General features: G+C 71.0%; 19 protein-coding genes. 16 read left to right on the forward strand and 3 right to left on the reverse strand.

Going from position 1 to position 18765, the window contains the following annotated elements; all coding sequences use genetic code 11:
- Window positions 1-38: 38 nt before the first annotated feature.
- Window positions 39-1352, forward strand: a complete 1314-nt coding sequence (locus tag IFU40_RS02450) for a 2-oxo acid dehydrogenase subunit E2 (protein WP_191925248.1) — start codon at window positions 39-41, stop codon at window positions 1350-1352.
- 26 nt (window positions 1353-1378) lie between these two features.
- Here the strand turns inward: IFU40_RS02450 and IFU40_RS02455 are convergent, their stop codons facing one another.
- Entirely contained in the window at window positions 1379-2782 is a 1404-nt protein-coding gene (locus IFU40_RS02455) for an MFS transporter (protein WP_191925249.1), read from the reverse strand.
- Between the two features lie 194 nt (window positions 2783-2976).
- Between IFU40_RS02455 and IFU40_RS02460 the strand changes: the two genes are divergently transcribed.
- The 4 genes from IFU40_RS02460 (at window position 2977) to IFU40_RS02475 (ending at window position 6168) form a co-directional block, all read left to right on the forward strand.
- On the forward strand, window positions 2977-3879 hold the full coding sequence (locus IFU40_RS02460) for a MetQ/NlpA family ABC transporter substrate-binding protein (protein WP_191925250.1): 903 nt from the start codon (window positions 2977-2979) through the stop codon (window positions 3877-3879).
- A complete protein-coding gene (locus tag IFU40_RS02465) occupies window positions 3876-4901 on the forward strand; it encodes a methionine ABC transporter ATP-binding protein (RefSeq protein WP_191925251.1) in 1026 nt (341 codons plus the stop codon). Before IFU40_RS02460 ends, IFU40_RS02465 begins: the two co-directional genes overlap by 4 nt.
- A 53-nt stretch (window positions 4902-4954) precedes the next feature.
- Window positions 4955-5554 carry a methionine ABC transporter permease gene (locus IFU40_RS02470; protein WP_206754868.1) on the forward strand — a complete coding sequence of 200 codons (600 nt, stop codon included), beginning with the start codon at window positions 4955-4957 and terminating at the stop codon, window positions 5552-5554.
- 197 nt (window positions 5555-5751) lie between these two features.
- The gene (locus IFU40_RS02475) at window positions 5752-6168 is read left to right on the forward strand and encodes a DoxX family protein (protein WP_191925252.1); all 417 of its coding nucleotides are present in this window, start codon (window positions 5752-5754) and stop codon (window positions 6166-6168) included.
- 222 nt (window positions 6169-6390) lie between these two features.
- Here the strand turns inward: IFU40_RS02475 and IFU40_RS02480 are convergent, their stop codons facing one another.
- Window positions 6391-7716 carry an aspartate aminotransferase family protein gene (locus IFU40_RS02480; RefSeq protein WP_191925253.1) on the reverse strand — a complete coding sequence of 442 codons (1326 nt, stop codon included), beginning with the start codon at window positions 7714-7716 and terminating at the stop codon, window positions 6391-6393.
- An 85-nt stretch (window positions 7717-7801) separates the two neighbouring features.
- On the opposite strand from IFU40_RS02480, the gene IFU40_RS02485 reads away from it, so the two are divergent.
- Window positions 7802-9313, forward strand: coding sequence for a PucR family transcriptional regulator (locus IFU40_RS02485; protein WP_191925254.1), 1512 nt, complete (start codon window positions 7802-7804; stop codon window positions 9311-9313).
- 84 nt (window positions 9314-9397) lie between these two features.
- Here the strand turns inward: IFU40_RS02485 and IFU40_RS02490 are convergent, their stop codons facing one another.
- Entirely contained in the window at window positions 9398-10912 is a 1515-nt protein-coding gene (locus tag IFU40_RS02490) for a CoA-acylating methylmalonate-semialdehyde dehydrogenase (protein ID WP_070408974.1), read from the reverse strand.
- Window positions 10913-11080: 168 nt separating this feature from the next.
- Here IFU40_RS02490 and IFU40_RS02495 point away from each other — a divergent pair, with 168 nt between their 5' ends.
- From IFU40_RS02495 to rpmG, 10 genes are all read left to right on the forward strand, one after another.
- Window positions 11081-12091: a metal ABC transporter solute-binding protein, Zn/Mn family gene (locus IFU40_RS02495; RefSeq protein WP_070408975.1), complete on the forward strand. Its 1011-nt coding sequence runs from the start codon at window positions 11081-11083 to the stop codon at window positions 12089-12091.
- Complete coding sequence (locus tag IFU40_RS02500) at window positions 12088-12900, forward strand: metal ABC transporter ATP-binding protein (RefSeq protein WP_055832492.1); 813 nt, start codon at window positions 12088-12090, stop codon at window positions 12898-12900. The genes IFU40_RS02495 and IFU40_RS02500 overlap by 4 nt, the downstream gene beginning before the upstream one ends.
- The gene (locus IFU40_RS02505) at window positions 12897-13757 is read left to right on the forward strand and encodes a metal ABC transporter permease (RefSeq protein WP_070408977.1); all 861 of its coding nucleotides are present in this window, start codon (window positions 12897-12899) and stop codon (window positions 13755-13757) included. The genes IFU40_RS02500 and IFU40_RS02505 overlap by 4 nt, the downstream gene beginning before the upstream one ends.
- 43 nt (window positions 13758-13800) lie before the next feature.
- Window positions 13801-14214 (forward strand): Fur family transcriptional regulator, encoded by a 414-nt coding sequence (locus IFU40_RS02510; protein ID WP_191925255.1) that lies wholly within the window; start codon window positions 13801-13803, stop codon window positions 14212-14214.
- Window positions 14201-15229 (forward strand): permease, encoded by a 1029-nt coding sequence (locus tag IFU40_RS02515; RefSeq protein WP_055832498.1) that lies wholly within the window; start codon window positions 14201-14203, stop codon window positions 15227-15229. Before IFU40_RS02510 ends, IFU40_RS02515 begins: the two co-directional genes overlap by 14 nt.
- On the forward strand, window positions 15222-16079 hold the full coding sequence (locus IFU40_RS02520) for a TIGR03943 family putative permease subunit (RefSeq protein WP_055832500.1): 858 nt from the start codon (window positions 15222-15224) through the stop codon (window positions 16077-16079). Before IFU40_RS02515 ends, IFU40_RS02520 begins: the two co-directional genes overlap by 8 nt.
- Complete coding sequence (locus IFU40_RS02525; protein WP_191916060.1) at window positions 16069-17493, forward strand: hypothetical protein; 1425 nt, start codon at window positions 16069-16071, stop codon at window positions 17491-17493. The genes IFU40_RS02520 and IFU40_RS02525 overlap by 11 nt, the downstream gene beginning before the upstream one ends.
- On the forward strand, window positions 17490-18164 hold the full coding sequence (locus IFU40_RS02530) for a DNA-3-methyladenine glycosylase (RefSeq protein WP_191925256.1): 675 nt from the start codon (window positions 17490-17492) through the stop codon (window positions 18162-18164). Before IFU40_RS02525 ends, IFU40_RS02530 begins: the two co-directional genes overlap by 4 nt.
- A gap of 191 nt (window positions 18165-18355) precedes the next feature.
- Window positions 18356-18592: a 50S ribosomal protein L28 gene (gene rpmB, locus IFU40_RS02535; RefSeq protein WP_055832508.1), complete on the forward strand. Its 237-nt coding sequence runs from the start codon at window positions 18356-18358 to the stop codon at window positions 18590-18592.
- Entirely contained in the window at window positions 18592-18762 is a 171-nt protein-coding gene (gene rpmG / locus IFU40_RS02540; RefSeq protein ID WP_013584775.1) for a 50S ribosomal protein L33, read from the forward strand. Before rpmB ends, rpmG begins: the two co-directional genes overlap by 1 nt.
- Window positions 18763-18765 lie beyond the last annotated feature (3 nt).

An 18765-nucleotide genomic window follows, 5' to 3' on the forward strand; every position in this document is an offset into this window, starting at 1 on the left:
CGCCGGTGACAAGCTGGCTCCCGAGCAAAGGACACACCGTGACCGAGCAGACCTTCGTTCTCCCCGACGTCGGAGAAGGCCTCACCGAGGCCGAGATCGTGCAGTGGCGCGTCGCCCCGGGCGACACCGTCGAGGTCAACGACGTGATCGTCGAGATCGAGACCGCCAAGTCGCTCGTCGAGCTGCCCTCGCCCTTCTCGGGCACGGTCGGAGAACTCCTCGCCGTCGAGGGCGCCACCGTCGAGGTGGGCGTTCCGATCATCACCATCGGCTCCGCGGATGCCGCGCCCCCGGCCCCCGCGGCCCCCACCACGGTGCCCGAGCCCGACGACGCCGGCGGTGCCGTATTGGTCGGTTACGGCACGGGCGGAGCGGTGTCGTCGCGGCGTCGCGCACCCGCGGAGCGTCCGGTCAAGGCATCCGTCGGTGTGGTCGCCAAGCCCCCGATCCGCAAGCTCGCGCGCGACCTCGGGGTCGACCTGTCGGCCGTCACGCCCAGCGGTCCCGCGGGCGAAGTGACCCGCGACGACGTCGTGAAGCACGCCGACCAGGCCAGCGTCTTCCGCAACATCGAGACGCCGGCGTGGGGCGCCGTGCGCGAAGAGACGATCCCCGTGCCCGCCCCCGCCGCCCCGGCGCCGGTCGCCGACGCCCGCGAGGAGTCGATCCCGGTGCGCGGCGTGCGCAAGGCGACCGCCAACGCGATGACCTCGAGCGCCTACTCCGCCCCGCACGTCTCGGTGTGGGTCGACGTCGACGCCTCGCGCACCATGGAGTTCGTCAAGCGGCTCAAGGCCTCGGCCGACTTCGCCGACGTGAAGATCTCGCCGCTGCTGATCATGGCGCGCGCCGTGATCTGGGCCCTGCGCCGCACCCCGATGATCAACGCCGCCTGGGTCGACACCGAGGACGGCGCGCAGATCAGCGTGCGTCACTACGTCAACCTCGGCATCGCCGCCGCCACCCCGCGCGGCCTGCTCGTGCCGAACATCAAAGACGCGCAGGCGATGAACACGCGCGAGCTGGCCAAGGCGCTCGAGAACCTCACCCTCACCGCGCGCGAGGGCAAGACGAGCCCGGCCGACCAGACCGGCGGAACGTTCACGATCACGAACATCGGCGTCTTCGGAGTGGATGCCGGTACCCCGATCATCAACCCGGGTGAGGCCGGCATCATCGCCCTGGGCGCGATCCGCCAGAAGCCGTGGGTCGTCGACGGCGAGGTGCGCCCCCGCTGGGTGACCACCGTGTCGGGGTCGTTCGATCACCGCGTGGTCGACGGCGACGGGATCTCGCGGTTCATCGCCGACGTGGCATCCGTGCTCGAGGAGCCGGCGCTGCTGCTGGACTGAGCGGGGAGCGGTTCAGGTCGGCGGGGTCACTCCGGGAGTGACGCCCGCTCGGGGGCGGGTGCGCTCCGCTTCGGGATCAGCAGCGCCAGGACCAGCGCGATGACGGCCGCGCCGATGCCGAGCAGGAACGACACCTGGAAGGCGTCGGCCGTCGGCACGCGGGTGTCGCCCTCACCGGTCGAGAGTGTCGCGAGCACCACGCCGACGATCGCGGCGGAGGTGCTCGTGCCGAGGGAGCGGGCCAGGGCGTTGAGGCCGTTCGAGGCGCCCGTCTCGCTCGGCGGGACCGCGCGCATGATGAGCATCGGCATCGCGGCGTAGCCGAAGCCGATCCCGAAGCCGATGAGGATGTTGGCGACGACGAAGTGCCAGACCTCGCTCGAGAACGTGAGGCTGAAGCCGTAGGCCACGATGAGCGAGATCGCTCCGGCGACCAGCAGCACGCGCGGGCCGATCGTGCGCGCGAGGGCGCCGGAGATCGGCGAGAGCACCATCATCACGAGCCCCGAGGGCATGACGACCAGGCTCGCCGCGAGAAGCGACAGGCCGAGACCCACGCCGGTCGCGATCGGCAGCTCGAGCATCTGCGGGTAGGCGACGTTCGAGGTGAACAGGGCGAAGCCCATCGCGACCGAGGCGAGGTTCGTGAGCAGGACTGGGCGGCGGGCGGCGACGCGCAGGTCGAGCAGCGGGGAGTCGATGCGCAGCTCGTACCAGCCCCACAGCAGCAGCACCGCGACCCCGCCGATCGCGAGGGCGAGGGTGACGGGTGAGGTCCAGCCCCACGCGTTCCCCCGCGACACGGCGAGGAGCACACCGATCAGGCCGACCGCGAGACCCGCCGCGCCCAGGTAGTCGAAGCGTCCGGCGGTGCGGAGCACGCTCACCGGCACGATCCAGAGCGTCAGCACGAAGACGACGGCGCCGAGGCCGCCGGCGATCCAGAACAGCCAGTGCCAGTCGGTGTTCTCGGCGACCAGGGCGCTGATCGGCAGTCCCAGAGCGCCACCCACGCCGAGCGTGGCGCTCATGAGCGCGATCGCACTGTCGACGCGGTTCTCGTGCAGCACGTCACGCAGGATCGAGATGCCCAGCGGCACCACGCCCACGACGGCCCCCTGCAGGGCGCGCCCGATGATCATGCCGATGATGCCGGTCGACAGGGCGGCGATCACCGAGCCCAGCATCATCACCGCCAGCAGCACGAGCACGATGCGCCGCTTGCCGTACATGTCGCCGAGGCGGCCGGCGATCGGGGTGGTGACGGCCGCGGCGAGCAGCGTCGAGGTCACGACCCAGGCGGTGTCGTCGCGCGACGCATCCAGCAGCTGGGGCAGCTGCGACTGGATGGGCACCACCAGGGTGAACATGAACGACGAGCACAGGCCCGCGAGGGCGAGGACGGCCACGACGACGCCCTGTCGTGGCATCCGGGACAGATTTCTTCGCGCGTTCTCATCCCGTGACATCACTCTCGAGGTTATCCGTCGGTCGTGGCACCCCGGGCCGCGCGATCTTCGCCGAGCACTCGGCATCCACCCAATCCGTTACCCCGCATGACACCCCGTGACCACGCGTAACGCCTCGACTTCGGCATCCCCGGCGCGCGTGATGACGTGGACTTATGACTTCACGCCGCACCGCACGCCTGGCCACGATCCTCGGCGCCTCCACCGCAGCCCTGCTCTTCGCCCTCACCGGGTGCGCCGGGGGTGCGGCATCCGGTGACGACTCCTCGCGCATCGTCCTCGGCGCCGATGACGGCACCGAAGCGCACTGGACGGTGCTGAAGCAGAAGCTCGCCGAAGAGGGCATCGACCTCGAGGTGCGCACGATCAACGACGGCGTGCAGCTCAACCAGGGCGTGCAAGACGGCGAGCTCGACGTGAACCTCTTCCAGCACCTCATCTACCTGTCGCAGTTCAACGTCGAGAACAACGGCACCCTCGTGCCGGTGGGGGCCACCGCGGTCTACCCGCTCGCGTTGTACTCCGAGCAGTACACCGATGTGAAGGACCTGCCCGAGGGCGCCAAGGTCGCGATCCCCAACAACCCCACCAACCTCGCCCGCGGTCTGCTCAACCTGCAGACGGCGGGGCTCCTCACCCTGAAGGGCGGCGGCAGCGCCCTCTCGACGCCGGCCGACATCGTCACGACCAAGGTCGAGCTGCTGCCCGTCGACACGAACCAGACCGTCACGGCGCTCAAGGACGGCAGTGCGCAGGCCGCGATCGTGAACAACACGCAGGCGCAGAAGGGCGGGCTCGGCGACGAGCTCATCATCTTCAAGGAAGACCTGAACAACCCGCAGCTCGCGCCGTACATCAACGCCTTCGTCACGCGCGACGACAAGAAGGACGACCCCCGCTGGGAGAAGCTGGTCACGGCGTATCACAGCACCGAGGTCGAGGCGGCGGTCACCGAGCTCAACCAGGGCAACCTGCAGTTCAAGGCGGACTGGACCGCCGCCCAGCTGCAGGACGAACTGACCACCCTCGAGGACGCACTCAAGGCCCAGAACGGATGACCGCGGTCATCGAGCTGCGGGGCGTCTCGAAGAGCTTCCGCACCGATCGCCGCTCCACCACCACGGCCGTCGACGACGTGTCGCTGCGCGTGGAGGAGGGGTCGATCGTCGGGGTGATCGGGTACTCCGGCGCCGGCAAATCGACCCTCGTGCGGCTGCTGAACGGACTCGAGCAGCCGACGTCGGGCACCGTAGAGGTGCTCGGCGTCGACGTGGGGGCGGCATCCGAGGCGAAGCTGCGCGACCTGCGGCGCCGCGTGGGCATGATCTTCCAGCAGTTCAACCTGTTCACCTCGCGCACGGTCGCGGCCAACGTCGCCTATCCGCTCAAGGTGGCCGGGTGGAAGAAGGCCGACCGCGACAAGCGGGTCGCCGAGCTGCTCGACTTCGTCGGCATCGGCGACAAGGCGAAGCAGTACCCCCGGCGCCTGTCGGGCGGGCAGAAGCAGCGCGTCGGCATCGCCCGGGCGATCGCCACCGACCCGCGCATCCTGCTCGCCGACGAGGCCACCAGCGCCCTCGACCCGCAGACCACGGCCGAGGTGCTCGACCTGCTGCGCGAGATCAACCGGCGTCTCGGCATCACGATCGTCGTCATCACGCACCAGATCTCGATCGTGCACGAGCTGTGCGACCAGGTGATCGTCATGGACGGCGGTCGCGTCGTCGACAGCGGCGACACGTACCGCGTGTTCGCGCACCCGCGCGCCGACCTGACCAAGCGGTTCGTCGCCGCGGTGACGCAGGGCGTGCCCTCGGGCGAGGCGCTGGCCGCGCTCGCCGCGGGTGGGGGAGACCTGGTCAGCGTCGAGGTGAACGAGTTCTCGAGCGAAGACGTCTCGAACGTCTTCCACCGCCACGACGCCCGTCACTCGGTCGTCTACGGCGGGGTGACCGACGTGCTCGGCCGGCAGCTGGGCACGCTCACCTACCGCGTGCACAGCGACGATCTCGACGCCGTGGTGGCGGAGCTGCGCGCGCACACCGACGTCGTCCTGCCCGCACGGGAGGTGCGCTCGTGAAGTGGGAGACCCTGACCCCGGTTCTGCTGCAGTCGATCGGCGAGACGGTCTACATGGTCGCCGTGTCGCTGCTCATCGCGGGCGTCGCGGGGCTGGTCATCGGCGCACTGCTGTACGCCACGCGTCCGGGAAACCTGTTCGCCAACCGCGTGGTCTTCGCGATCGCGAACCTCGTGATCAACCTGATCCGTCCCATTCCGTTCATCATCTTCCTCACCGCGGTGGCCCCGGTCACGCGTGCGGTGACGGGAACGACCCTGGGGACGGATGCCGCGATCGTGCCCATCACGATCATGGCGACGGTCGTGATCGCCCGCGTGGTGGAGCAGAACCTCGTCGCCGTCGACCCCGGCACCGTGGAGGCTGCGCGCGCGGTCGGCGCCCGGCGGATCGGGGTGCTGTTCGGCGTCGTGATCCCCGAGGCGCTTGCGCCGCTGATCCTCGGGTACACGTTCATGTTCATCGCGGTCGTCGATATGTCGGCGATGGCGGGCTACATCGGCGGCGGCGGGCTCGGAAACTTCGCCATCATCTACGGCTACCAGCAGTTCAACGCGCAGGCGACGTGGGTGACGGTCGCGATCATCGTCGTGATCGTGCAGGCCGGGCAGCTGATCGGCAACGCGCTCGCGCAGCGGATCCTGCGGCGCTGACTCCTCCTCGGGCGCCGGCGGCCGTCGCAACCTCGGGCGCCGGCGGCCGTCGCAACGCGCGGCCGCGCGTCGAGCTCCTCGAGTGTCCAAGACACGCCGGTGGTGGGCCCCTGCGCACGGCGTGTCCTGGACGCTCGACGGAGGGCGACGACCCCGGGACGACGGGTCATGACGGCGATCCCGCCTACCCTCGGAGGATGAGCCTCCCCCGCACCCTCGCCCGCTGGCTGCTCGGTGCCGCGCTCGTGTTCACCGGCACCGCGCACCTCTCGTTCGCGCGCGACGAGTTCGTCGCCCAGGTGCCCTCGTGGCTTCCGCTCCCGATCGACGTCACGGTGGTGGCATCCGGGGTCGTCGAGATCGCGCTCGGACTCGCTCTGGTCGTCCTCCGCCGCCGGCGCGTTGTAGTCGGCTGGATCGTCGCGGCCTTCTTCGTCGCGATCTTCCCCGGCAACGTGGAGCAGTTCGTCCGGGGCACCGATGCGTTCGGCCTCGACACCGACCTGGCCCGCGGCATCCGTCTGCTCTTCCAGCCTGTGCTGGTGATCTGGGCCCTGTGGTCGACCGGAGCGTGGAAGGCCTGGCGAACGCGGCGACGAGCCCGCGCACGCTGATCTCCGCGTTGCTCGACGCGCCGCATGGTCGCGGCATCCCCCACCCTGTTGAGTGTCCAAGACACGCCGCTTCGGCCTTGCGCGTGCGGCGTGTTCTGGACACTCAACGGGAGGTGGGCGCGGCGCGGCGCGGCTGCGCGGAGGCATTGAGTGTCCGAGACACGCCGTGCCGGACCGGCGACCGCGGCGTGTCCTGGACACTCAACCCCGAGGGGCGCGGCGTCAGCCGCGGGCGCCCTCGGCCTTCAGCACCTCGGCCAGCACGTCGAGGCCGCGGTGGGCGTCGGCATCGCCGATGACGGCGGGCGGAACGACGTGCACGCGGTTCTCGGCGAAGAAGCCGAGCACGCCCTTCTCGAGCATCGCGGCCTTGATCGCGCCGATGCGCGCGGCGGCGACCGGCTCGCGGGTGGCCCGGTCGGCGACGAGCTCGACGGCCCAGAACACTCCGAGACCGCGGATCTCGCCGACCAGCGGCGACTCCTCGGCCAGGGTGCGCAGGCGCGGGCCGATGACCTCGTCGCCGATGCGTCGCGCGTTCTCGATCACGCCCTCGTCGGCCATGGCCTGCTGGGCCGCGACGATGGACGCTGCCGCCAGCGGGTGTCCGGAGTACGTCAGCCCGCCGGGGAAGACGCGGTCCTCGAAGGTCTGGGCCACGGCATCCGAGATGACGACACCGCCCACCGGCACGTAGCCGGAGTTCACGCCCTTGGCGAAGGTGATCAGGTCGGGTCGCACGTCGAAGGCGTCGAAGGCGAACCACTCGCCCGCCCGTGCGAAGCCGGCCATGACCTCGTCGAGGATGAGCAGGATGCCGTAGCGATCGGCGATCTCGCGGACCCCGGCGAGGTATCCGGGCGGGGGAACCAGGATGCCGGCGGTGCCGGGGATCGTCTCGAACAGGAACGCCGCGATGGTGTCGGGCCCCTCGGCCTGGACCGTGCGCTCGAGGTGGCGCAGTGCCCGCTCGCACTCCTGCTCAGGCGTCTCGGCCCAGAACTCGGAGCGGTAGAGGTAGGGACCGAAGACGTGCACGTGACCGCGCGAGTACTCGTTCGGCATCCGTCGCCAGTCGCCGGTGGCGACGATGGCCGCCCCGGTGTTGCCGTGGTACGAGCGGTAGTGCGACACGATCTTGTCGCGGCCGGTGGTCAGCCGCGCCATGCGGATGGCGTTCTCGTTGGCATCGGCACCGCCGTTGGTGAAGAACACCTTCGAGAAACCCTCGGGGGCGCGCTCGAGCACGAGCTCGGCGGCGTGCGCGCGCATCTCGTTCGCGTGCGCGGGGGCGACGGTGGTCAGCTGCGCCGCCTGCTCCTGGATCGCCGCGACGACGCGGGGGTGCTGATGGCCGATGTTGACGTTGACCAGCATGCTCGAGAAGTCGAGGTAGCGGCGGCCGTCGGCATCCCACACCTCGACGCCCGAGCCTCCGGCGAGGGGGAGCGGAGCGAGGGTGCGCTGAGCGGACCACGAATGGAAGACGCTCGAGCGGTCGCGCTCGCTGATCTCGGCGTTTCGGGTCGTCGTGAGGGGAGTGGCCATGCCCCCAGTGTGCGACGCCGGGGGCACGCGTCGGCAGCGCCGTTTTGTCGGTAATGTCGGGGAACGATCGACAGTTTGGCCCCCCATGCCCGCCACCCTTCGCGTCCTCCTCGACGACGGCTCGTTCCCCGTGCGCTCCCTGACGGGGCTCGACGACGACGCGCTCGATCTGCCCCTGTCGTGGGTGCACAGCTCCGACCTGCTCGACCCCACCCCGTGGCTCGAGTCGGGGAACCTGCTGCTGACCAACGGCGCCCAGTTCTCGGACGATCCGGATGCCGAGACGGTGGCCGCGTACTGTCGCCGCCTGCGTGCGCACGGAGTGGTGGGGGTCGGCTTCGCGACCGACATCATCCACGCGCGCGTTCCCGCTGCCGTCGTGCGTGCGGGGGAGGCGGCGGGGCTTCCGATCGTGGAGATCGCCGGGCGGGCGCCCTTCATCGGCATCATCCGCTTCGTCGCCGACATTCTCGCCGCTGAGCGCGCTGCCCGCTTCTCATGGCTGCTCGACGCGCAGCGGGCCGTGGCACGGGCGGCGGTACGCGACGACGGTCTGCGCGAGATCCTGCACACGCTGTCGCGCCTGCTCGGTGCGTGGGTCGACCTGTACGACGCGGTCGGCGGGCGTCTGGCGCTGCCCGGGCTGCGATCGGCCCCCGACGACGTCGAGGGCGAGGTCGGGCGCGAAGTGCGGCGACTGCTCGAACGGCGCACGGCGGCGAGCCTCGTCATCCCGTCGGCGAACGGCGCGCTGCTGCAGACGATCGGGCAGAGCTCCCGCCTGCGCGGGGTGCTCGCCGTCGGCGGTCCGGAGCCCCTCGATCCGGCCGGTCGCGACCTGGTGGCCACGGTCGTCGCCCTGGCGAGCATCGCGCTCGAGCAGCAGAGGAACCTGCAGACCTCGATGAGGGGGGTGCGCGCGGGCGTGGTCGACATGCTCGTCGCGGGGCAGGAAGACACGGCGCGCCGCGTCGCCGCGTCGTCGCTCGGGGGTCTTCCGGCGGCTCCCCACCTGGTCGGGGTGGTCCGCGACGCGGCCGCGGTCCCCGGGCTGCTCGACGAGCTCGATCTGGTCTCGAGCGACCCGCAGCGACTGTTCTCGGCCGAGCGCGGCGACGACGTGATCGTGCTGCTCGCCGAGGGGGCGGGCGACGCGCTCGCTGCGCTGGCCGAGCGGCGCGGCCTCGCGGTCGGCACCGCGCGACACGGCGCGGGCGACGCGCTCGCGTCGACCCTGCGGCACGCGGAACAGGCCGCGCGCGACGCCGCCCCCGGGCACCTGCGGGCGTACGCGGAGCTCGCCGGTCGGGGTCTGGTCGAGGCGCTCCGCGAGCGAGGGGGCTCCGTGCTCGCGCGCACCGTGCTGCAGCCGCTGGAGGCGCTGCCGGTCGAGGAGCGCGAGCGGCTGCGGGCGTCGGCGCGGGCGTGGCTGGAGGCCAACGGCGCCTGGGATCCCGCGGCGCGAGGTCTTGGCATCCACCGTCATACGCTGCGCGCGCGCATGGCCCACCTCGAGCAGCTCCTCCAGCTCGACCTGTCGTCGTTCGCGGCACGGGCCGAGCTGTGGGCCGCTCTGGAGTTCGCCGACCCCGAGTAGGACCCGCGTGAGGCGCCAGATTCTGTCGCCCCCACCGAGGGCGAAGCGACAAATATCGGCACCTCACGCGAGAGGGCCGCGGCGTCAGGTGTTCTGCGGGAAGCCCAGGTCGATGCCGCCGTGGGTGGCGGGGTCGAGCCAGCGGCTCGTGACGGCCTTCTCGCGCGTGAAGAAGTCGAAGCCGTGCACGCCGTAGGCCTTCGCGTCGCCGAAGAGCGACTTCTTCCAGCCGCCGAACGAGTGGTAGGCCACGGGCACGGGGATGGGGACGTTGATGCCGATCATTCCCACCTGCACCTCGCTCTGGAAGCGACGGGCCGCTCCCCCGTCGTTGGTGAAGATGGCGGTGCCGTTGCCGAACTCGCCGCTGTTGATGAGTGCGAGCCCCTCGTCGTAGGTCTGCACGCGCACGACCGACAGCACGGGGCCGAAGATCTCCTCGGTGTAGGCGCGTGAGCTGGTGGGCACCGCGTCGAGCAGCGTCGGACCGAAGAAGAAGCCGTCCTCGTGGCCGTCGACCACGTAGCCGCGGCCGTCGACGACGACCCTCGCCCCGTCTGCTTCGGCGATGTCGACGTACGACGACACCTTGTCGCGGTGGGCCTCGCTGATGAGGGGTCCCATGTCGGGCTCGTCGGCGGCGGCGCCGTTTCCGATGCGCAGCTTCGCGATGCGCTCGGTGACCTTGGCGATCAGCGCGTCGGCGACGGGCTCGACGGCCAACACGACCGAGATGGCCATGCAGCGTTCTCCGGCCGCCCCGAACCCGGCGTTCACGGCCTGGTCGGCGACGAGGTCGAGGTCGGCATCGGGAAGCACGAGCATGTGGTTCTTCGCGCCGCCCAGGGCCTGCACGCGCTTGCCGTTCCTCGAGGCGGTCTCGTAGATGTACTGCGCGATGGGGGTCGACCCCACGAACGAGATGGACTGCACCTCGGGCGCGTTCAGCAGACCGTCGACGGCGACCTTGTCGCCCTGCAGCACGGTGAAGGCGCCCTCGGGCAGGCCTGCCTCTTTCCACAGCTGTGCGAGCCAGAGGGATGCCGAGGGATCCTTCTCGCTGGGCTTGACGATCACGGCGTTCCCGGCGGCGAGGGCGATCGGGAAGAACCACATCGGCACCATCGCCGGGAAGTTGAAGGGGCTGATGACGCCCACCACCCCGAGCGGCTGCTTCAGCGAGTACACGTCGATGCCGTTCGAGGCGTTCTCGGAGTACGCCCCCTTGAGCAGGTGGGGGAAGCCGGTGGCCAGTTCCACGACCTCCTGGCCGCGGAGGATCTCGCCCATGGCATCGGAGTGCACCTTGCCGTGCTCGGCGGTGATGATCTCGGCCAGCTCGCCCTTGCGGGCGTTGAGCAGCTCGCGGAAGGCGAACAGCACGCTCTGGCGCTTGGCGATCGAGAACGCGCTCCACGCGACGAACCCGCGTCCGGCCGAGGCGACGGCGGCGGCGACGTCGGCCTCGTCGGCGAGGGCGACGTGGGCCCGCACCGCGCCGGTGGCCGGGTTGTAGACGGGGGCGGTGCGTCCGCCGGCGGACGTGGCGGCGGCGCCGTCGATCCAGTGCGTGATGACGGGGAGGTCGGTGTCGGTCATGCCCCCAGTAAAGGCCGCGCGCGCGTCTCGCGCCGCTGACAAAGCGGCGAGCTCGTCGCCGACTGCGGGACAGATCGGCACGGGATGTCTGAGGGTCCCTCCCTGGGAGAGTCGTATGCGACGCGTACTGAGTTTGAGAACGATTATCACGAGCGATACGATGTCGGTATGACCCGTCGCATCCTCGCCCCCGTCGCCCTCGGGGCCGTCTCCGTTCTCGCGCTCGCCGGTTGCGCCGGCGGTTCCCCCGCGGCCTCCTCCGCCGATTCAGCCGGAAAGGTCAGCGTCGTGGCATCCACCGACGTGTACGGCTCGATCGCCGAGGCGATCGGCGGCGACTTCGTCGACGTGACCTCGATCATCACCTCGCCCACGCAGGACCCGCACGAGTACGAGGCGAGCGCGCAAGACCAGCTGACGCTGAAGAACGCCGGTCTCGTCATCGAGAACGGTGCGGGCTACGACGCCTTCATGGAGGGCCTCGTGCAGGCCAGCGGCTCGACCGCCCCGGTCCTCACGGCCGTCGAGTACAACCACGACTACCCGGGGGCGGCGTCGCACGACGAGGCCCACGCCGACGAGGCGAGCCCGGCTCCGAGCGAGAGCGCCGACGACCACGACCACGCCGACGACGACGGACACGACCACATCGAGGGCTTCAACGAGCACGTCTGGTACGACCCGCACACGGTCGAAGACCTCACCGCGGCGATCGCCACCGAGCTCGGCCAGCTGGCGCCCGACCACGCCGCCGCCTTCACCGCCAACGCGGAAGCGTTCACGAAGGAGATCGCCGGTCTCGAGGACTCCCTCGGCCAGATCGAGGCGACGGATGCCGGAGCGAAGATCTTCGTGACCGAGCCGGTCCCGCTGTACCTGACGACGGCCGCGGGCCTGACCAACGCCACCCCGAACGAGTTCAGCGAGTCGGTCGAAGAGGGCCAGGACGTGCCGCCCGCGACCCTGCTGGAGTCGCTGCAGCTGCTGGATTCGGGGCAGATCTCGGTCATGATCGTGAACCCGCAGACCGGCGGCGCCGAGGTCACGCAGGTCGAGGACGAGGCCAAGGCCAAGAACATCCCGGTGGTCGAGTTCACCGAAACGCTCCCCGAGGGACAGACTTACCTCTCGTGGATGCAGAGCAACATCACGGCGCTGTCCGACGCGCTGGCGGCGTGAACGCCGCCGCACCGCTGCGTATCCGCGGCGCCGCCCTCGAGCGGGGCGGCCGCGAGCTGTGGTCCGGGCTCGACCTCGAGGTCGAGCCCGGCGAGCTCGTCGCGGTGCTCGGACCCAGCGGTTCGGGCAAGACCACGCTGCTGCGCGCCATCCTCGGCCTCGAGCGTCTGAGCGCCGGGACCGTCGAGGCGCTCGGAGCGCCGGTGCGTCGCGCCGGCAACCGCCGCATCGGGTACATCCCCCAGCAGCGCCCTCTGCCGCGGGAGACGCCGCTGCGCGGTCGCGACATCATCGGCCTCGGCGTCGACGGCCACCGCCTGGGCCTGCCGCTGTCGCGAAAGAAGGACCGTGCGCGCATCGACGGGCTGCTCGAGGCCGTCGGCGCCTCCGAGTTCGGAGATCGTCCGGTGGGACTGCTCTCGGGCGGTGAGCAGCAGCGGCTGCGCGTGGGCCAGGCCCTCGCCGACGACCCCGCACTGCTGCTGTGCGACGAGCCGCTGACCAGCCTCGACCTCGCGAACCAGCAGGCGGTCGTGCGTCTCATCGACCGGCACCGCCGTGAGCGCGACGCCGCCGTGCTGCTGGTCACCCATGACATCAACCCCGTGCTCTCGCGCGTCGACCGCATCCTCTACATCGCCCACGGACGCTTCACCCTGGGCACCCCCGACGAGGTGCTCACGACCGAGACCCTCACCGCCCTCTACGGGGCTCCGGTGTACGTGGTGCGCGCGGGCGATCAGCTCATCGTCGTCGGAGCCCCCGATGCCGACGAGGCCCACCACCACCACGACGAGGACGACGCATGAACTGGTCCGACGTCGGCAACGCCCTCTTCGGCGGGGTGAGCCAGTACGGCGCCATCCTCGAGCTGGTGCAGAACTCCGTCTACGCCGGGGCCGTCCTCGGTCTCGTGGGCGGGCTCATCGGCGTGTTCGTGATGCAGCGCGACATGGCCTTCGCCGTGCACGGCATCAGCGAACTGTCGTTCGCGGGCGCCGCGGTGGCGCTGCTCATCGGCGTCGACGTGGTGACCGGCTCGATCGTCGGCTCGCTCATCGCGGCGGCGCTGATCGGCCTGCTCGGTGCCCGCGCCCGCGACCGCAACTCGATCATCGGCGTGCTCATGCCGTTCGGTCTGGGTGTCGGCATCCTGTGCCTGTCGCTGTACAACGGCCGCAGTTCCACGCGGTTCAGCCTGCTCACCGGCCAGATCGTGTCGGTGCAGAGCGCGCAGCTCGGCTGGTTGGTGGTCATCGGGCTGTTCGTGCTGCTCGCGCTGCTGTTCATCTGGCGCCCCCTGCGCTTCGATTCGCTCGACCCGCAGTCCGCCGCCGCGCGGGGTGTGCCCACCACGGCGGTGTCACTGGCGTTCATGCTGCTGCTGGGCCTGATCGTCGCGGTCGCGGTGCACATCATCGGTGCGCTGCTCGTGATGGCGCTGCTGGTGACGCCTGCGGCGGCGGCGATGCGGGTGGCGTCGGGTCCGCTGTCGGTGCCCGTGCTGGCCGCGCTGTTCGGCTTCGTCTCGGCGGTGGGCGGCGTGCTGCTCGCGGTCGCGGGCACGCTGCCCGTCAGCCCGTACATCACGACGATCTCGTTCCTGATCTACCTGGTCTGCCGCGTCATCGGCGCCCGGCGCGATCGCACCACCCGCGCCCTGTAACGCGCCCAGCCGATTCACCGATCCCCTCGATAGACTCGCCGCCATGGTCCAGCGCAATACGTGGCAGCGCGAACGCGTGCGCGAAGCCCTGTCCGGCGCGGGCGGCTTCGTCAGCGCGCAGGCGCTGCACGCCACACTGCGCGACGAGAACACCGGCATCGGCCTGGCCACGGTGTACCGCACGCTCGCGGGCCTCGCCGCCAAGGGCGACGCCGACTCCCTGCAGAGCCCCGAGGGCGAGAACCTCTTCCGCGCCTGCGAGACCCGCGGTCACCATCACCACCTGATCTGCCGCTCGTGCGGCGTCACGGTCGAGATCGCCGCCACCGACGTCGAGGAGTGGGCGCAGCGCACCGCCGCGCAGCACGGCTTCACCGAGGCCGAGCACGTGGTCGACATCTTCGGCATCTGCACCGCCTGCACCCAGGCGCGGGCTCGCGAGCGTGGCGACGACTAGTCGCACCGCCGCGTCCACGCCCGCGCGCACCGGCGCGTCGCGGACGCTGGTCGCGCTCGGACTGGGTGTCGTCGTGGTTTCGGCGCTGTTCCTCGTCGACGCGTTCGCGCCCACGTTCTTCTCGCAGCCGCTCCCCACCCGCGCGCAGGACGGGCTGACCCTCGCCCTCAGCGTGCTCATCGAGTCGCTGCCGTTCGTGATCCTCGGCGTCGTGCTGTCGATCATCGTGCAGGTGTGGGTGCCGCCGGGGGCGATCGAGCGATGGATGCCGCGCGCGCCCTGGGCGCGCCGAGCCGTGCTGTCGCTGCTGGGCATGTTCATCCCGGTCTGCGAGTGCGGCAACGTGCCGTTCGCCCGCGGGCTCCTCATGCGCGGCTTCGGGGTCTCCGACACCCTGACCTTCCTCGTCGCCGCGCCCATCGTGAACCCCATCGTCATCATCAGCACGCACGCGGCCTTCGGCTTCAGCGACGGCATCCTGGTGGCGCGCCTGATCGGCGGGTTCCTCGTCGCCAACCTGCTCGGCTGGCTGTACAGCCGGCATCCCGATCCCGACAAGCTGCTCACCGAACGGTTCCTCGAAACCTGCGAGATCGTCGTGCAGGAGCGCGGCGGCCGCGGGCGCCGGACGCTCGCCCAGCTCGTCGTCGAGCTGCGGTCGGTCATGCCGGCGCTGATCATCGGGTCTCTGATCGCGGGCGCGGTGCAGGTGCTCATTCCGCGCAGCGCGCTGCTGGCGATCGGGTCCGACCCGGCCCTGTCGATCGCCGCGATGATGCTGCTGGCCATCGTGGTCTCGCTCTGCTCGAACGTCGACGCGTTCTTCGCCCTGTCGTTCGCCTCGACGTTCACGCCCGGATCACTCGTGGCCTTCCTCGTGGTCGGCCCGATCATCGACCTCAAGATGATGGCGCTGCTGCGCACGACGTTCAGCACCCGTGTGCTGGTGGGGATGACCGTGGTGGTCGTGCTGTTCGCCTTCGCCCTCGGAACGGTGGTGAACCTCCTTGTCTAGAACGAGTGCCCTCGCCACACGCTGGCTCGGGGTGGGCCTGACGGCCTGCCTGTCGATCACCACGATCACCCTGTGGGTCACGGGCCGCATGTCGCTGTACATCAACCCCGATTCGGCGTGGTTCGCGGTCGGGATGTCGGTCGTCGCGCTGATCGGGGCGGTCGCCTCGTTCGCCCTGCCCCTCGGCGCGGAAGCCGACCACGGGCACGATCACGAGCACGGGCACGCACCCGCGGCGGCCTCGGCTCGCCGCGAGGCCTTCGCGCACGCCGACCACGAGCACTCCGATCCGACCGACGCCCACGACCGGGCCGCGCACGACCATCTCGCCGCGCGTCCGCGGCTCACCCCCGGGGGCGTCGCGGCCTTCGCCGGGGGCGTGCTCGCCTCGGGCGCCGTCATCGCGGTGCTGCTGACCCCGGCCGCCTCGCTCTCGACCGAGCTCGCCGTGTCGCGCGACGTGGGGGCTCCGCCGCTGTTCGCCGGATCCGACGTGATCACCCTGGCGGCCTCCGGCGACACCTCGACGTTCGGCGTCGGCGATTGGTCGGCGGTCTTCGCCCACGCGACCAACCCCGAGACCTTCGACGGCAAGCCGGTCACCCTCACCGGGTTCATCACCCCCGGCGGCGACGGCGCGAGCTTCGATCTCACGCGTTTGGTCATCACGCACTGCGTCATCGACGCGCAGACCGCGCGCCTGCCCATCGCCGCGACCGGCGATGCGCCCTCGACCGGGCAGTGGGTCACGGTCACGGGGACGGTGCGCTCCAGCGGCGACGGCAAGCTCGAGGTGCACGCCGAGCAGGTCGCCTCGATCGACGAGCCGACGGACCCGTATGAGTACTGATTCGCGCCGCGGCGGCGACTCCCGTCGTACCCGCGCCCGCCGCCGGCGCGGGCGCGGCTTCCTCGTCGCGTTCGCCGCCGTGCTGGGGGCGCTGGCGCTGGTGGGCGGCGTGGGCGGCGTCGTCGCCGTGGCGCAGGGCCCGCGTGTCACCGACGTGCAGGTCGACCCGACCGCCGCCGTCGCGGCATCCGGATCCCGGGTCATCCTCACCACGACGCAGTCCCTCGAGACCGTCGACCCCTCGCAGGTGCAGGTCGAGCCGGCGACGCCGTTCACGGTCGACACCGCCGGACGGAGCGTCGGGGTGCGCTTCACGCTGCCGTTGCGCGACGACACCGACTACCGCATCACCGTCAACGGCGTCAGCGGCCTCGGCGCGGGGCCGGCGTCGACCCTCACCGAGACGTTCCGCACACCGCCGCTGCAGGCCTATCTCATGCAGCGCGGCACCCCCGAGGGCGACACGATCTTCCGCACCGACCTGCAGGGCGAGGCGGGGCTGCCGGTCTTCGTCAACGCGCACATCGAGGACTTCCGCGCGACGGCGAACCACCTGGTCATCTCGGTGCGCGACGGCGACACGGCCCGCGTCATCGTGACCGACTCCGACGGGGGCAATCCGCGCGACATCGCCCTGCCCGGACCCGGCTTCGTGTCGAACCTGCAGTCGGCCGATCGCGGAGAGCGCATCGGCTTCACCTTCTCGGATGCCGATCTGGGCGCCGCCGGCGGACGCGAGAGCCGCCTGTTCACGGCGTCGGCGGCCGACGACGCCGCCCCCACCGAGGTCGGCCTGAACGGCGGCGACGTGCGCATCGCCGATTGGCGGTTCGTGCCCGACACCGACAGCATGCTCGTGCTCACCTTCGATTCGCGCCTGCTGCTCACCGACGCGCAGGGCGGCAACGCCGCTCCGCTGGGCAGCGCGGTGTCGATCGACGGCATCGCCCGCGGGTCGTCGGTGGCGATCGTCGAGCGGGTCGAGGGCATCCGCGAGATCAACCTGACCGATGGATCCGAGCAGCCGCTCGTGCAACCGGTCGACCCCCCGGGCTTGGCGGGGCGGGCGACCCCCGTGCCGGGCGCCGGGGCGGGGACCATCCGCTCGTTCGCCGACATCAGCGCCGACGGGGTGTCGCGCTCGACGACCGTGGCGCACGTCGACACCGACGGCGCCGTGCGATCGCTGCTCGAGGTGCCGGGCTCCGACACGGTGCTGCAGACCTGCGTGTCGCCGAGCGGTCGGTACGCGGCCGTGCTCGTGGCGCCCCGCGCCGTCGACAACCCGTTCGACCGCTACCAACTGCCGCTGCCCGAGAAGCTGCAGACGCATCTCGTCGAGGTCGACACGGGCCAGGAGCTCGTCGCGCTGCAGGGCTTCGACCTGTCGTGGTGCCAGGTGCCCCCGCAGTGAGCCGCCCCGCGACGCGGGACGACCTCTCGGCCCTGCCGGTCGAGGTCGCGCCGCGTCTGCTCGGCGCGCGGCTCGAGACCGTCGTCGGCGGGGAGCGCGTCGTGCTGCGCGTCACGGAGGTCGAGGCGTACCACGGCCGCGGAACCGGCGAGCAGCCCGACCCGGGCTCGCACGCCCGCATGGGACCGACCGCGCGCAACGCCACGATGTGGGGTGAGCCGGGGCACCTCTACGTGTACCTGAGTCACGGCATCCATTCGTGCGTCAACGTCGTCTGCGCACCCGACGGGGTGGCCGGCGGTGTGCTGCTGCGCGGCGGCGAGGTCGTCGAGGGGGCCGACATGGCGGAGCGGCGCCGACTCGAACGGCGCGGGGCGGTGCGCTCCGCCCGCGACCTCGCGCGCGGACCCGGGCGACTCGGCGACGCGGTCGGGCTGCGGCATCCGGTGCACGACGGCATCGACGCGATCACCGGGGTCGAGCAGGCGGGCGCGCGGGCGCGTCTGCTGCTGCCCGAGACACCGGTACGCGACGTCGCGACGGGGCCGCGCGTGGGGGTGGCGGGGGTCGCGGGAACCGCGGCGTTCCCGTGGCGGTTCTGGATCGAGGGGGATGCCACGGTGTCGGCGTTCCGGTGGGGGCGGGGCGCCGCCGAGGCGGCGGGTGGCTGAGGCCGGTCCCGTCGACCGGTCCGGGGGTCCGGGTCAGGGCCGTGCTAGACTGACCCCTTGTCTGCGCGCACTCCAGCACGCAGTTCGCTCCCCGATTCTCGACCGCGGCCTCGTGTCGTGCTCGAACGGGGTGCAGACAAGGGATCTTGGGTGGCACCGTCCGGTGTCACGGTACAGAAGGAGACATCACCATGGCAGCAGTGTGCCAGGTGACTGGAGCGGTTCCCGGCTTCGGTCACAACATCTCGCACTCGCACCGCCGGACGAAGCGCCGCTTCGACCCGAACGTGCAGAAGAAGACCTACTTCGTTCCGTCGCTGGGTCGCAACATCAAGCTCAACGTTTCGGCGAAGGGCATCAAGGTCATCGACGCACGCGGCATCGAGTCCGTCGTTCGTGACCTGCAGGCGAAGGGCGTGAAGCTGTAATGGCGAAGAAGGCTCAGGACGTACGTCCCATCATCAAGCTGCGTTCGACGGCCGGCACGGGGTACACCTACGTGACGCGCAAGAACCGCCGCAACAACCCCGACCGCATCGTGCTCAAGAAGTACGACCCCGTGGTCCGCAAGCACGTCGACTTCCGAGAGGAGCGCTAAGCA

The organism is Microbacterium sp. CFBP 13617, assembly GCF_014839445.1.
In the GTDB taxonomy this organism is placed as follows: Bacteria; Actinomycetota; Actinomycetes; order Actinomycetales; family Microbacteriaceae; genus Microbacterium.

Excerpts from the sequence above, each read along its gene's own strand:
- IFU40_RS02455 (WP_191925249.1), bottom strand. The coding sequence starts at position 2,782 with ATGCCACGACAGGGCGTCGTCGTGGCCGTCCTCGCCCTCGCGGGCCTG.
- IFU40_RS02460 (WP_191925250.1), top strand. The coding sequence starts at position 2,977 with ATGACTTCACGCCGCACCGCACGCCTGGCCACGATCCTCGGCGCCTCC.
- IFU40_RS02465 (WP_191925251.1), top strand. The coding sequence starts at position 3,876 with ATGACCGCGGTCATCGAGCTGCGGGGCGTCTCGAAGAGCTTCCGCACC.
- IFU40_RS02470 (WP_206754868.1), top strand. The coding sequence starts at position 4,955 with ATGGTCGCCGTGTCGCTGCTCATCGCGGGCGTCGCGGGGCTGGTCATC.
- IFU40_RS02475 (WP_191925252.1), top strand. The coding sequence starts at position 5,752 with ATGAGCCTCCCCCGCACCCTCGCCCGCTGGCTGCTCGGTGCCGCGCTC.
- IFU40_RS02480 (WP_191925253.1), bottom strand. The coding sequence starts at position 7,716 with ATGGCCACTCCCCTCACGACGACCCGAAACGCCGAGATCAGCGAGCGC.
- IFU40_RS02485 (WP_191925254.1), top strand. The coding sequence starts at position 7,802 with ATGCCCGCCACCCTTCGCGTCCTCCTCGACGACGGCTCGTTCCCCGTG.
- IFU40_RS02490 (WP_070408974.1), bottom strand. The coding sequence starts at position 10,912 with ATGACCGACACCGACCTCCCCGTCATCACGCACTGGATCGACGGCGCC.
- IFU40_RS02495 (WP_070408975.1), top strand. The coding sequence starts at position 11,081 with ATGACCCGTCGCATCCTCGCCCCCGTCGCCCTCGGGGCCGTCTCCGTT.
- IFU40_RS02505 (WP_070408977.1), top strand. The coding sequence starts at position 12,897 with ATGAACTGGTCCGACGTCGGCAACGCCCTCTTCGGCGGGGTGAGCCAG.
- IFU40_RS02510 (WP_191925255.1), top strand. The coding sequence starts at position 13,801 with ATGGTCCAGCGCAATACGTGGCAGCGCGAACGCGTGCGCGAAGCCCTG.
- IFU40_RS02525 (WP_191916060.1), top strand. The coding sequence starts at position 16,069 with ATGAGTACTGATTCGCGCCGCGGCGGCGACTCCCGTCGTACCCGCGCC.
- rpmB (WP_055832508.1), top strand. The coding sequence starts at position 18,356 with ATGGCAGCAGTGTGCCAGGTGACTGGAGCGGTTCCCGGCTTCGGTCAC.
- rpmG (WP_013584775.1), top strand. The coding sequence starts at position 18,592 with ATGGCGAAGAAGGCTCAGGACGTACGTCCCATCATCAAGCTGCGTTCG.